The sequence below is a fragment of the [Flexibacter] sp. ATCC 35103 genome (assembly GCF_001975985.1).
GTDB lineage: Bacteria > Bacteroidota > Bacteroidia > Flavobacteriales > Flavobacteriaceae > Flavobacterium.
Window position 1 is genome coordinate 15,503 of sequence record NZ_MTQF01000004.1, and the last position, 14,033, is coordinate 29,535.

Here is a 14,033-nt window from a genome sequence, read left to right on the forward strand (position 1 = left end):
CAACGACGCTAATTACACCATGAATTAGCACAAATATAAAAAAAAAATATTCATGGTGATATATCACCATAAATATTTTTATTAAAAGTTAAAAATTGTACCATCAAATTAAGAATATGGCTAAAGAAGAACTACTGAAGGATTATAGAAAAAGATTTGGTGAAAATTTAAAAAAAATCAGGGAGGAAAAGATAAAAACCCTAAGTGCCGTGGATAGTCTAACCCGATTTGATGCCAGCAATTATAATAAATATGAGACAGGAGAAGGCAACCCGACACTTGAAACTATTGCTAGAATTGCGACGGGTTTAGGCGTTCATCCAAAAGATTTGCTGAATTTCGATTTTGAATTAAAATTTGATGATTTACACAAATGAAAATTATTTGAATACTAATACATAATAAAACATCACCAGCATTTTTAACTTATCGAATACTTGTACTTTTATGATATAAACATTTACATCTTTTTTTTACTAATTTAAATTATAGAATTATTATTACAATTGCTGGCGCTCTAACTCTCTGATAAAGAAAGTAGGCGAAATTTCTACTCTTGAATAAAAGGCATTTGTAAAACGCTGCGTTGTACTAAAACCCGCTTCTTCGGCCAATGCCTTATTGGTATAATTCCGGAGCATTCTATTTGTTTTCATAAGTTCAATCAAGTAATCAATTTTAAGATCATTTATATAATCTGCAAATTTTTTACCTCTGTGAAAGTAAATTACTTTCGAGAGGTATTTTGTATTGGAATTAAAAGAGGCGGCCAATTTTACTAATGTCCAGTCCATTTCGAGAAATTTTTTATCACGCTCAAATTTCTCTAATTGTTTCAGCAGGATAATTACAGCATCAGGATTGATATCCAATTCTTCCATCGGAATCTTTTTTAGCTTTGTTGAGTCTTTTGTTTTTTCATTTTTACTCATTAACTCCGCGAATTTTTTTCTGTAATTTCTTCGGTTTCTAAGATTTCTATAGACCAGATAACAGGAGGTGCAAACCAATAGATTGATAATAACTATAAAGATTATTTCCCTGTATTTCTTTCTGTTCAGGGCAATCTCTATTTTTTTCTTTTCGGTTCGCAATTTTTTAGTATCATAATCTTTAACAACCTTGCCGTATAAATATTTATAAGTAGCATTAGAAATACTATCTGCTTTTAGTAATCTGTTGATATAATACAGCCCTACTTCTGATTTTTTCTTTGTAATGTAATAATCAATCAACAACTCGTACATTTCCTGAAGCTCGGGACGCACATATTGTCTTTCGTCAAGCATTTTATCTGCTTTATCAAAATAATGCAATGCCTGTTGCCTTCTATTTAATGCCCAATAGCTTTTACCAATATACAAGTCTCCTAATGTTTCATTTGCAAAATCCTTATTAGCACGGATACACGATAAAGTACTCTTTATGATTTTTATAGACAAAGCATAATTTTGTTTTGCATATTGATTAATTCCTTCAGATTGCATGAAGTAACATTCCATTTCTCTGTTATTGAGCTGTCTTCCTGCTAATAATCCTATTTTATTTGTTTCACTGCAAAGACCATAATTACCCAATTTATTGTAGGTAAGTCCCAGGGAATGCAAGGAATTGAGATATGCTCTGTCATTGGTGTTTTTAAAATGATTTACGCAATCTTTAAACAACGCAAGAGATTCATCATACAAACCCAGATAATATTTTATAAGCGCCATATTGTATTTTACCTTATAAATCAGGTATTCATCTTTTGTCTTAGAAATAAAATCATTTGCTATAATGTAATTATCCAGTGCATCGGCATATTTTTTTTGCGAATAATAAACGATTCCTTTAGAGAGATATGCGGAACCAATGAGGGCATTATTTTGAGATTTTCTAGCAGCATATACCATGCTATCCGTATAAATCAGTTTTGATTTATCATCACTTTGCAGTAAAAGGGAATTTTTGTAGCCATTTACAATTTCGAGGGAATTTTTTTCTGATTTTGCTTTTAATAAATAATAAACAACATAAGGTTCTGCTTTAGAAGGGTCCCTTTTAAAAATATCAATTCGTTCGTCGAGATATTCATAATTTTTAGACTTTAATGAATCAGAAACAGCGTAGGTTTTTTGCTGCGCAATAACAAATTGTGTTATCGATAGTAAGAATAGAATGGGGTAAGAAATAGCCATAGTATGTAGATTTTGGGGAAAGTTTCATAATATTTGACAGCTAAAATATTTTTAAAGTATTACATCTTCAAAAGTAACATAAAGTATTAACAAACAAAGGATTATTAAAAAAAAACTACTATGCTTTTTCACGAAATCAATACTATAATTCGTGGAATTCAATATATAATGATTTGTGAGAAATCATTTCTAATTCTAGTTTTGTTTAGAATTCACAATAGCTAAAGTTTGGTATCGTACCAAATAAAAATTCTGCTTACCTGGTAAAATGAATTGAGCCTGAAAAACTCTATAATTTCTAAAAACACCAAGAAAACATGAAAAAAAAAACGCTAATAGGGATTATAATATTCCCAATCTTTTTGATTTCCTGCACTTCTCAAGACAGTGCAGAGGTCCTAACCACTACTAACAAAACCAGTTTTCAAAAACCCGGTATAAATTTATCGGGTTTATCAGGCCCTGAAAATAATACGAATCCCTATGATAGTGTGGGAAGACTTCACAATGAAGTACTTGAAATTTATCTGTCACATACCTTCGATAATGCATTATCGAATAATACGTTGACAGAAGATATAATGAACGAAATTCAGTCGATTACCAGTTCTAATACCATCAATATTGTTGAAGATTGCCGTTCTCCCTTTGCCTACAACACGATTAATGCTCTTGTCACTAATCCGCAAAATAGTGCCTCTGACATTATTCAAAATTCAATATTAACTACTTCGGGCAAAGCCAGCCTTACAACATTTATTGATTCTGTAACCGGGATCAACTCTGAGTCTTATCAGGATGTCTACGACTTTATTACATCATATGAATCTGAAATTCTCTCCAGTACTGACCTGACTAATCAGGACAAGAGAATTATATTAACGACCTCATCGATTGTACGCTACTCTGTTTATTATGACATGGTTAAAGATAGAGATTGGGATACTTCTGTGGGGAATTTTATAGGAGGAACAGCGGGTGCGCTGGATTCTTCTTTATCGCCGGTGACTATGGCCTTGGTAACCGGAATACGATATAACAACTCGATTGACAATTGATGCATTAACTAACTACTAACTCTGGATAAGCAATAGTTGTTTACAGCATTTTCTAAAATATTTAAACAATTATTGCTTTTCTTATGATTTTTTATTTTCCAGTAAATGCACAAAAACTGTAAATTGCATTATATTTTTTTTGATTAAATTACTAAAAGAATAATTAATCATGATTCAGTATTTTATCAGTAACAAACTTGAATCGGAAAACGAAAACAAAACAGGATTATTTGTTTCCTTTATAAAACAAATTAAAGGCTGGAATACAGATAAATCTTTTAAAACCGCCAATTTTACCATACTCCTGATTAGGTCCGGCAGTATAGAATTTGAGATGAATGATCGAATTCAGGAATTTACTGCTCAGGAATTAGTATTAGTGCCAAAGGATACCAATTACCGCGTAATCAGTATTGATGAGCAATTTCAGGCATGTATTATGGCATTTTCGTGGGAATATGTCGTAAAAGAGCATTTGATTGTACATCAGGAATTATTTTTTCACTTTTTAAATTCGGTAAATTATTCCAGTGTCTCTCTTGATACCGCTGATTTTAAGTTGATGTTGTCGCTTTTTAAAGTAATATATCTTAAAAACAAAACCGCAGTACATCCTGTAAACAACGGCGAATCAACACACCATACTATTACTTTGTTTTTGCATGAGATTCGAATACTTTATACTAAATATCAAAAAAGTGATATCATTTTTTCCCGAACAAGAAAAGGGCTTTTGGTTTCACAATTTCTAAGTCAGATCAATATACATTGCAAAGAACAACATAGTGTTGAATTCTTTGCCAATGCACTTTGTGTCACTCCGGCACATTTAAACAAGATTGTCAAGAAAATTACCCATCGAAATGCCAAAGATCTTATTTCTGAAGCTTTAATTACCAAGGCTAAGGAATTGTTGGAAAACCCCGAAATAACTATTGTTGATATCGCTGACGAATTAGAATTTAGTAATGCTTCATCTTTTAGTACTTTCTTTAAAAAACGTACTGCCCTCTCCCCTTCGGAATACCGATCTAAAATCAAATAATTTATCGAAATTGATTTATTAGAATATTCTCTATTAATCTGGTAATTACCAAACTCTAAACTAATTGTTTATCTTCATCCATACAATAAAAAACCTCTAATGATGTTCTTGGTAAATGCTTAATATCAGTTTTTTAACCTAACCAAATATAAAAAACACACAATATGAAAGATTTTCTCTTTGCTTATATCTTAATAATGCTAAATATCTTTCCTATATCCGGACAGGTTCATCAAACACAATATCGTTCTGCTCTGGACCAAATGACAGATTCGATATTAAGTAATCACTATCCTAAAATTCATAGCGTACTTATTGCAAAAGACAATCAATTAATATATGAACACTATTTTAATGGTTACACAAAAGATTCCCTTAATGATTCCCGCTCTTCGTTTAAATCAATCACAAGCCTTCTGGTTGGAATAGCGATCGATAAAGGATTTATTAAGGATATTAATCAGAAGGTTTATGAATTCTTTCCGGAATATCCATCCCTGAAAACAGATCCGCTTAAGAAGCTCCTGACCATAAAAAATCTTCTTGAAATGAAATCCGGTTTTGATTGTGAAGAATTTAATGATACGAAAGATTGTGAGGACAATATGAGTCAAAGCAAAAACTGGGTCGAATATTCTCTTAATCTTCCAATGAAAAATAAACCCGGTGAAGTCTGGGCTTACACCTCTGTTAATCCTATGATTCTAAGTGGAATTATAAAAAAAACAACAAATATGTCTGTAAAGGACTTTGCAAAAAAATACTTTTTTGATCCTCTTGACATTTCCTCCTATAAATGGACTGTAGATCCAAGCGGTAATGTGATGACTGCCGGTTCATTTTATATACTGCCTATTGACATGTTAAAAATTGGTCAATTGGTAAAGGACAAGGGTGTTTATAACCACAAACAGATTATTTCAAAAAAATGGATTGCAGAATCTACGGTCTGCAATATTATGATTCCTGATTTTTCATTTATGAAATCCAGTAAAAGTAAGGTGGGATTTCCGCAGCCTGCCTATTATGGTTATTACTGGTATCGTGAAACTATAAAGACAAATAATATAGACGAAAATGTACTTTTTGCATCCGGCAATGGAGGTCAGTATATCTTTATAATAGAACGTTTAAACCTGACCGTTGTTTTTACACAAGGCAACTACGGCTCTTTTAAAGCGAAACAGGCTTTTGAAATTTTAGCCAAATACATTTTACAAAATCCTGAAAAATAAAGATTTTCAATATATTAAGTACGCTCTTTACAGGATTCAAAAAAATCATAAGCCCTTTTTTCTGCATATGAATACATCGAATCACGCAGCGGAAAAGCACAGTGGCCTCCATATTTTGGGGTTTCCAGATAAACATATGCGCTGTCCTGAGCGATATCTCTGGGGTAACATCTCTCGCCTAAAAAAGGATCATCAAGCGAATTGATAATTAAAACCGGAGTGGTAATATTTTTAAGGCAAAATTCCGGAGAAACGCGCTCATAATAATCATCTCGGCTCGCAAATCCGTGTAGCGGTGCTGTAAAATAATGATCTACTTCATCAAAAGAAGAAATTTTATCAATTTGATCGCGGTTTATAAAATCAGGAAATTGTGCTGCTTTATATTTCAGTTTTCTTTTTATATCAATTGTAAAATTCTTTAAATAAACTCTGTTAAAGCCTTGTTTGAGTATCGCTGCGCTTGTTGCGATATGAGTGGGTACTGAAATTGAAACGGCCGCTTTTATTCGTTTATCGATTTTTGTCCAGCCTAAATAATTCAAAAGCTGAACACCTCCCATCGAATATCCAATTAAATAAACATCTTCAAAACCTTGTTTTAAAACAAATTGTACTACTTCGTCAAGATCATCAACTGCACCATGATGGTAAAGTCTTGGCAAACGGTTCATTTCTCCGCCACAAGTACGGTTGTTCCATGCAAAAACCGAAAAACCTTTTTGCTGGAAATAAGCTGCACAGCTATTATTATAGGTTCTGCGTGAATCGCCTTCTAAGCCATGGCATAAAATAACTGCTTTTTTAGGATCATGTATAATAAAATCGATATTGATAAAATCTCCATCATTTAATTCATGTTTTACTCTTGTGTATCCGGGAACTTCAAACTTTTTAAACAAAGCTGCATAAATGGTAGAAATATGCCTGTTCCTATGAATAATAGAAGGAAAATTATATTCTGATTGTTCAATTACAGGCATGACAATAAAAGTTTTATGGGTACGCTATACAAATCTAAGAAATCAATTAATATCTAAATTAAAACTATCTTTTTTATTTCATTTTAAAATCACTAACAAAAAAGAACTTTTAGCTTCATAACTTTATATTTATCATATGTTTCTCCATAATAAACCATGTAGAAGACCTGAAATATTTTAGATAACCATAAATTTGAAAAAGAAATCTCTTAAACAAAAATACTTTTTACACGGTAAACATGCTTTTCAAAATACGCAATGAAGCTGCTTCACAAAAATCCAATCCGGAATAATCAGGGTTATAGCCTCCAATGTAAGGTACTGCCATAATATATAATTTTTCGTTGTAAGCTCCGTAATGATCAATAATTTGAAAATTATCATTGATTGCAATTCCCGATACACCTAAAAAATAACTTCCGTTACTGTCTTTTTCAACTGGCAAATTGCCTTCTATAAATGCTAAATGTCCTTCCTCACCAGATTTAAACTTTAATTTGGCCGGACTAATTGCTTTTTGCTGAAGTAAACTCTTAAAAGGAAAATCAGAATAAGATAAATGCGGCTGACCAACACAGTCAACAAAAGTTTTATAAAATACGGATTGCGTCTTATTATCATCGCTTAAAAAATTATAAACCACACCGCCATTATGCTGTGGTTCTACAGTACTTTCTGCACTAACCGGAATAATATCTAAAACTCCGGCTTCATGAAGTGCCAGTAATTCTATGCATGATTTTTGGGGAACAAAGGCAATTACAATAGATATCAACGGCATTAATACTTTTTGTAAACGCTGCATATCTTCTGCCGAAAGATATTTTGCAGGATGATTCATCGCAAAACTAAGCACTGCCAGCATTTCTTTCCAGTAAACTGATTCTTGTCTTTTTATTGATTTCTCTGCCTGAACATATTCTGCTTTCAAAAGTTGAAATGGATCAAGCCGCTCGCGAAGTTCCATCATTTCTAAAACAAAATCCTCCAGACTAAGATCCTTGATACGATTATAAAATTCAACATCTTTCTTGCGTATTATTTCTTTGAAATCTTTTTGAAACACAAAATCCAAAGAAAGAAAACCATCATTATTTTTTCTGTGAAACTCAATTTCCTCTTCAGTCAGCAAAGAATCATTATTAAGATGTGAATCTTCGAGATGAAATCTTACTGCCGGAAGCATGCCACTTCTGGAGTGCATTACTATTTTAAAATCAGGACTCTCATCATGGAGACAAAAACTTGTATTGCCATTTTCGTCTTTTTTAAAGGAACCGTTTTCTCTCGCAAGAGTTCGTATTGCATCAATAGCAGTAAGCGAAGAACCTTTTATAGCAACCGGATGATTCAGTTTTAATAACAATTTTGATGGCGGATAGGGAGCATCATAATATCCTTTGACTTTTCCTTCGTAACGCACAGGCCAATTATGTCCTGTACAAATAACTGCATAGTCAAAATTAATTTTATCTGTTGCTGTTTCAACCCAAACCTCCTTATCTTTTTCATTATAACTAACATCGATAACATTGCTTTGGTAATGAACGCGTGTCAAAATACCGGCTTCAGCACCACTTTGCTGTAATAGCGAAAACTGGTCAGCAAGATAATAGCCAAAAAGTAATCTGGGTAAAACTTTATATTCATTAAATTTATCGGGATCAATCTGAAATCTATCCAGTATATCTTTAGGAATAGTTAGAATCCATTCTGCAATTGATGTAACTAGTCCGGGTGTTTCATTATCGGATACATTTGTAATATGCTCATCGTTTGCTCCTTCTGTACTATACGGCATACCAGAACCAAGAGTACTTTTACGCTCGAATATATCAACTTCAAAATCTACATTTCCTGATTCTATCAGTCTTTTATACATAAAAAGACCGCTTGGACCTCCTCCTAAAATTGCAATTCGCTTTTTACCGCTTTCACTTTTCATTTGCTTGAGTTTAATTTTTTAAAATACTAGTGCTCTTCATCATATCTGGAATTTTAGCTCCGTAAATATAGTCTTTGACGAATCTATTTATTTTACACAAAAATTGTAAACTGTTTCAAAATTATTGTTGTCTTTCTTCATAAAAGAAAACTACAAAATCTACTCATGAAAACGAAAACTTCTAAAGATCTTTAGTTCACATTGAAAAAGGAGGGAATTATTTATAGAAAAATATTTAAATTCAATTCAAAAAAAATCCCATTCGTAAAATGTACGAATGGGATTTTTAATAATTATTATTTTTTATAAAGCTTATTTTTCTTTTAAAATTCTCTCCAAATATTCAAGTTTATCTTTCTCGACCTGAACTAAACGTTCGTACAATTCTACCACTTTATCCAGCGGGTTAAATGTACATTCATTGTTAGCATTATTACCTCCAAACGCCCCTTGTACATTGTTGAAAGTGTTATCTGTAAAAGTATTAAAATAGTTAATCATGTTTTCTTCTGAAAAATTCTTTATTGCTTCTACCGTAACACCTAAAGCCTTTGCAACTTCGGCAAGTTTTTCCTCTTCTATCGTCTCACTGTTTTCTATTGCAGAAATAGCTTGTTGGTTTGTTCCTAAAGCTTGTGCCAATGCTTCCTGTTTCATGTCTCTCAGTTCACGAATACGGCTAATTTTTCGCCCTATATGATTTGGTTTTGTTGATGTGCTCATAATTCAAAGATAATAATTAAGTTTAACAACATACAACCCGTAAAAAACATATTTATCCTGTATAGTATCCCTTTAAACCAATTTACGCAAGATTAATTTCGTAGTTTTATAGTTCAATGCAAAAAAAATCCCATTCGTACATTTTACGAATGGGATTTTTTTATATAGAAGTTTTATTTAATCTAAAATAAAGCTCACGCTTACGTTTGCAGTAACTTCAATTTCTCCAACTGCTAAAGTTTCATTCTCTGCACCACCGTTGCTGTCCATAGCCATTGATTTCATAGCGGCATACATAGGTTGCGGACGGTATACTGAATTATCAGAAATAGTAATTGCTTTACCTACTTTTTGACCTAAAACTGAAACATAATCCTCTGCTTTTGATTTAGCATCTTTTATTGCTAATTTTCTAGCTTCTGTCTGAAGTTGTAGTAATTTAGAAGTTTCAAAAGAAACTCTGTCTAAACGGTTAATTCCTTGTTGAACCAAACCTTCCATTAATTCATCGTATTTAGATAAATCTTTTAATACAATTTCAATAGTTTGTGTTGCATTGTAGCTTGTTTTCTTTTTCTCGTAATCGTATTGCGGATTAAGGGCTACTTGTTTTGTTTTGAAATCTGCTGTTGGAATATTCATTTTTTTAATGAATTTTAAAACAGCGTCAATCTTCTCGTCATTTTGCTTTTTGACATCTTTAGCATTATTCCCTTTTGTTTCAACAGTTGCTGAAATACAAACCTGATCAGGTGCTACTTTTACTTTCCCTTCTCCATTTACATTGATTTGAGGAATTTGTTTGGTTTCTTGGCCGTAAGACATAGTCATAAACATGATTGTTAAAAATAATACTACTTTCTTCATTTTTGTTATATTTTAAGTTATTTGATAAGGACATTTCAAAAGTTATGCCAGCATTATAATTTTCCCAATTTTGCCATTATAAAAAGTATCAAAATAGGGATTGCTAATAAAATCACCATTAAACTATGATCTACTATTAGTGAAGGTTCTTTTACCAAGGTAATCAAATAACCGCCAATTGCGCCTCCAAAATGGGCTGTATGACCAATGTTATCATTTTTAGCCCTCATTCCGTAAATAGAATATAATAAATATAAAATTCCGAATAAATAGGCCGGCATTGGTATGACAAAAAAGATTCCCAACATCATATCGGGCTGTAGCAATATTGCAGAATATAAAATTCCTGTTACAGCTCCGGAAGCCCCAACTGCTCTGTAACTGTAATCATTTTTATGAAATAACATGGTAAGCAGGCTTCCAAAAATTAAGCTTCCAAAATAAATCAAAACAAAAGAAATCGTACCCAACCATTGAATTACTACCGGTGCAAAAAACCAAAGTGTTAACATATTAAAGATTAAATGCATCATATCTACATGCAAAAAACCGGATGAAAGCATTCTGATTTGTTCTCCGGAACGAATACTTCCAACATGAAATTCGTATTTTCTAAAAAAAGCAAGATCATTAAAACCTTTGTAACTAATTAAGGCATTGGCTAATATAATCCCAACCAAAACGGTATTAACGGTATTCATAAATAATATTTAATGTGAATTGTAAATATAGTCATTCTTAAACATATGTTAGCGTAGAACCAAAATATCACTGGTTATTCATTTTTGCTTTATATTTGTAAAAAAAAATTACATGCAATTTCTTGTTTATATATTAGCCTATCCTTTACTTTGGCTTATCTCTATACTCCCATTTCGATTATTTTATTGGTTATCAGATTGTGTATACTTTCTGGTATATCATGTTATTGGATATCGTTTAAAAGTAGTTCGCGAAAATCTCGCACTTACTTTACCACACCTGACGAAAGAAGAACGAAAAGAAATTGAAAAAAAATTCTACCAGCATATGTGTGATATGTTTTTAGAAATGATAAAAACAATGAGCATTTCTCCTGAAGAAATGCAGAAACGATTTACTGTTACCAATATTGAAGTACTTCGCGAATATGAAAAAAAAGGAAAAAGCGTTGTTCTGGTAGCATCACATTATGCGAGTTGGGAATGGCTTTTGACCATTAACAAACGTATTGCTTTTAGAGGAATTGGGGTTTACAAGAAAATAGCAAATCCATATTTTGATAAATTAATTAGAAAAATACGTTCAAAATATGATGCTGAATTAGTTGAAACCAGAAAAACAATTCCGTTGATGGCACAAAACCAACGTGATGGTATTTTAAGCCTTTACGGATTAGCAAGTGATCAATCGCCTAAACTGGACCGAATTTTTCATTCGATGAAATTCATGGGAATCGAAGTTCCTGTACATACTGGAGCCGAAATGCTGGCAAAAAAATATGATTTAAGCGTTATTTTTGTTAAGGTTAAAAAAGTAGCACGCGGTTATTATGAAGCTACAATTGTACCCATTGCCGAAGATCCTAAAGAGTATGACAACTTTGAAATTACTGAAAAATATTTGAGAGAAGTAGAAAAACAAATTTACGAAGCTCCTGAATTTTATTTATGGACCCACAAAAGATGGAAACACAGAATAGAATAGATTTGTGTAAAAACTAAAAAAACACCTCTTTCAAAATTCATGAAAGAGGTGTTTTTTTTTAAAATAAGTTGCTAAAATTAAATTCCGGCAACTGCTTTTATTTCATCTATAATTCGAAGAGCCAGAGTATCTGCCTTTTCCTGAGACGGAGCTTCAGTATAAATTCTGATGATTGGTTCTGTATTTGATTTTCTTAAATGTACCCATTCTGTAGCAAAATCAATTTTTACACCGTCAATTGTTGTGATATCTTCGTTTTTATATTTTTCTGTCATCGCAACTAAAATCGCATCAACATCAATTTGTGGTGTTAATTCGATTTTATTTTTGCTCATATAATATTCAGGATACGAAGCTCTCAATGCCGAAACTGATATTTTTTTGTTTGCTAAATGTGTCAGGAACAAAGCCACTCCTACTAAACTGTCTCTTCCATAATGAGATTCCGGATAAATGATTCCACCGTTACCTTCACCACCAATAATAGCATTATTTTTCTTCATTAACTCCACTACATTTACTTCACCAACTGCACTGGCTTCGTACTTTCCGCCATGAGCAACAGTTACGTCACGTAATGCACGTGATGATGACATGTTCGAAACTGTGTTTCCGGGAGTTTTACTTAAAACATAATCAGCACAAGCTACTAATGTATATTCTTCTCCAAACATTTCTCCGTCTTCGCATATAAAAGCCAGACGATCTACGTCTGGATCTACTACAACTCCCAAATCAGCTTTTTCTTTTACTACCAATTCAGAAATATCCGTTAAATGCTCCTTTAAAGGTTCCGGATTGTGTGGGAAATGTCCGTTTGGTTCACAGTACAATTTTACTACTTCAACACCCATTAATTCTAATAGTCTCGGAATAATAATTCCGCCAGATGAATTTACGCCATCAACAACTACTTTAAATTTTGCTGCTTTTACAGCTTCAACATCTACTAAAGGCAAATTTAAAACCTCGTCGATATGAATATCCATATAAGCATCATTTATAGTGATTTCGCCTAAGCTATCTACATCCGAGAAATCGAAAGCCTCAGCTTCAGCAATTTCAAGAATTTTAGCTCCTTCTGCCCCACTTAAAAACTCTCCTTTTTCATTTAGCAATTTCAGGGCATTCCATTGTTTTGGATTATGAGAAGCCGTCAGAATAATTCCACCGTCAGCTTTTTCCAGCGGAACCGCCACTTCAACCGTTGGCGTTGTCGAAAGTCCAAGATCAATTACATTAATTCCTAAACCTACTAAAGTATTTACAACAAGGTTATGAATCATTGGTCCTGAAATTCTGGCATCACGACCAATTACAACCGTTAATTTTTCTTTTGAAGTATTGTTTTTCAGAAAAGTACCATATGCCGATGCAAATTTTACAGCATCAACAGGAGTCAGGTTATCTCCTACCTTTCCGCCAATTGTTCCTCGTATTCCTGATATCGATTTTATTAAAGTCATTTTTTTGAGTTATAGTTACCAGTTACAAATATAAAAAAGTTGCCGAGTTACTAAGGGACTAAGTTGCTAAGATTTTTTAAAAAAGTCATTAAAAGGCTATCCCGAAGCTTCGGGACTAAGTTTCTGAGATTTTAAATAGACTAAAATGTTAAGTTTATATTGTAAAGTCTTATTATAAAACCGATCTGAAAAAGTTTTCATACTTTTACTAAAACCTCAGGGTTTTGCCAATCCAGAACCTTAGAAACTTAAAAAAGAATGAATTTCCTAGCCCACATCTATTTGTCCGGAGACAACGATCTAATCAAAATTGGTAATTTTATGGCCGATGGAATTCGCGGGAAACAGTTTGAACATTTTCCTGAAGAAGTACAAAAAGGCATAATTTTGCATCGTTCGATAGATACTTATACAGATTCGCATGATGTTTTTAGACAAAGTACCAAACGATTGCATGAAAAATACCATCATTATGCCGGGGTAATTGTAGATATTGTTTATGACCACTTTTTAGCCAAGAACTGGACAAAATATTCTGATGAAAAACTGGAAGATTTTATAAACAGATTTTATAAATCATTACACGAAAATTATGATATCCTGACAGAAAAAACACAAAACCTAATGCCTTATATGATCGAAAGAAACTGGCTTTTGAGTTATCAGACTGTCGAAGGAATTCATCAGATTTTAACTCAAATGGACCGAAGATCGAAAAACATTTCAAAAATGCAGTTTGCCAGTGAAGAGCTTGTAGAATTTTACTCGGAATTTGAACAGGAATTCACACTTTTTTTTGAAGATATTAAGGAACATGCTAAACAAAAATTACTCACTTTATAAAA

General features: G+C 32.5%; 13 protein-coding genes. 6 read left to right on the forward strand and 7 right to left on the reverse strand.

Annotation, left to right across the window (positions count from 1 at the left end):
- Window positions 1-116 precede the first annotated feature (116 nt).
- Window positions 117-377: a helix-turn-helix domain-containing protein gene (locus BXU01_RS08150; RefSeq protein ID WP_055096666.1), complete on the forward strand. Its 261-nt coding sequence runs from the start codon at window positions 117-119 to the stop codon at window positions 375-377.
- 123 nt (window positions 378-500) lie between these two features.
- On the opposite strand, the gene BXU01_RS08155 is transcribed toward BXU01_RS08150, so the two are convergent.
- On the reverse strand, window positions 501-2,180 hold the full coding sequence (locus BXU01_RS08155; RefSeq protein WP_083692729.1) for a hypothetical protein: 1,680 nt from the start codon (window positions 2,178-2,180) through the stop codon (window positions 501-503).
- A 491-nt stretch (window positions 2,181-2,671) separates the two neighbouring features.
- Between BXU01_RS08155 and BXU01_RS08160 the strand changes: the two genes are divergently transcribed.
- The 3 genes from BXU01_RS08160 to BXU01_RS08170 all read left to right on the forward strand — a co-directional run bounded on the left by BXU01_RS08160 (window position 2,672) and on the right by BXU01_RS08170 (window position 5,518).
- A complete protein-coding gene (locus BXU01_RS08160) occupies window positions 2,672-3,238 on the forward strand; it encodes a hypothetical protein (RefSeq protein WP_123773999.1) in 567 nt (188 codons plus the stop codon).
- A gap of 169 nt (window positions 3,239-3,407) precedes the next feature.
- The gene (locus tag BXU01_RS08165) at window positions 3,408-4,283 is read left to right on the forward strand and encodes an AraC family transcriptional regulator (RefSeq protein WP_055096660.1); all 876 of its coding nucleotides are present in this window, start codon (window positions 3,408-3,410) and stop codon (window positions 4,281-4,283) included.
- 164 nt (window positions 4,284-4,447) lie between these two features.
- Entirely contained in the window at window positions 4,448-5,518 is a 1,071-nt protein-coding gene (locus BXU01_RS08170) for a serine hydrolase (protein WP_083692731.1), read from the forward strand.
- 14 nt (window positions 5,519-5,532) lie between these two features.
- On the opposite strand, the gene BXU01_RS08175 is transcribed toward BXU01_RS08170, so the two are convergent.
- The 5 genes from BXU01_RS08175 to BXU01_RS08195 all read right to left on the reverse strand — a co-directional run bounded on the left by BXU01_RS08175 (window position 5,533) and on the right by BXU01_RS08195 (window position 10,737).
- On the reverse strand, window positions 5,533-6,501 hold the full coding sequence (locus BXU01_RS08175; RefSeq protein ID WP_083692732.1) for a YheT family hydrolase: 969 nt from the start codon (window positions 6,499-6,501) through the stop codon (window positions 5,533-5,535).
- Window positions 6,502-6,727: 226 nt separating this feature from the next.
- The gene (locus tag BXU01_RS08180; RefSeq protein ID WP_083692733.1) at window positions 6,728-8,446 is read right to left on the reverse strand and encodes an FAD/NAD(P)-binding protein; all 1,719 of its coding nucleotides are present in this window, start codon (window positions 8,444-8,446) and stop codon (window positions 6,728-6,730) included.
- 312 nt (window positions 8,447-8,758) lie between these two features.
- The gene (locus tag BXU01_RS08185; RefSeq protein ID WP_083692734.1) at window positions 8,759-9,169 is read right to left on the reverse strand and encodes a helix-turn-helix domain-containing protein; all 411 of its coding nucleotides are present in this window, start codon (window positions 9,167-9,169) and stop codon (window positions 8,759-8,761) included.
- Window positions 9,170-9,346: 177 nt separating this feature from the next.
- Window positions 9,347-10,036, reverse strand: a complete 690-nt coding sequence (locus tag BXU01_RS08190) for an SIMPL domain-containing protein (RefSeq protein ID WP_055096650.1) — start codon at window positions 10,034-10,036, stop codon at window positions 9,347-9,349.
- Between the two features lie 53 nt (window positions 10,037-10,089).
- Entirely contained in the window at window positions 10,090-10,737 is a 648-nt protein-coding gene (locus BXU01_RS08195; protein WP_055096648.1) for a rhomboid family intramembrane serine protease, read from the reverse strand.
- A 112-nt stretch (window positions 10,738-10,849) separates the two neighbouring features.
- Between BXU01_RS08195 and BXU01_RS08200 the strand changes: the two genes are divergently transcribed.
- A complete protein-coding gene (locus BXU01_RS08200) occupies window positions 10,850-11,722 on the forward strand; it encodes a lysophospholipid acyltransferase family protein (protein WP_083692735.1) in 873 nt (290 codons plus the stop codon).
- 77 nt (window positions 11,723-11,799) lie between these two features.
- Here BXU01_RS08200 and glmM read toward each other — a convergent pair whose 3' ends face one another.
- Entirely contained in the window at window positions 11,800-13,188 is a 1,389-nt protein-coding gene (gene glmM, locus BXU01_RS08205; RefSeq protein ID WP_083692736.1) for a phosphoglucosamine mutase, read from the reverse strand.
- Between the two features lie 258 nt (window positions 13,189-13,446).
- Between glmM and BXU01_RS08210 the strand changes: the two genes are divergently transcribed.
- Complete coding sequence (locus tag BXU01_RS08210; protein ID WP_083692737.1) at window positions 13,447-14,031, forward strand: ACP phosphodiesterase; 585 nt, start codon at window positions 13,447-13,449, stop codon at window positions 14,029-14,031.
- The last annotated feature ends 2 nt before the right edge of the window (window positions 14,032-14,033 follow it).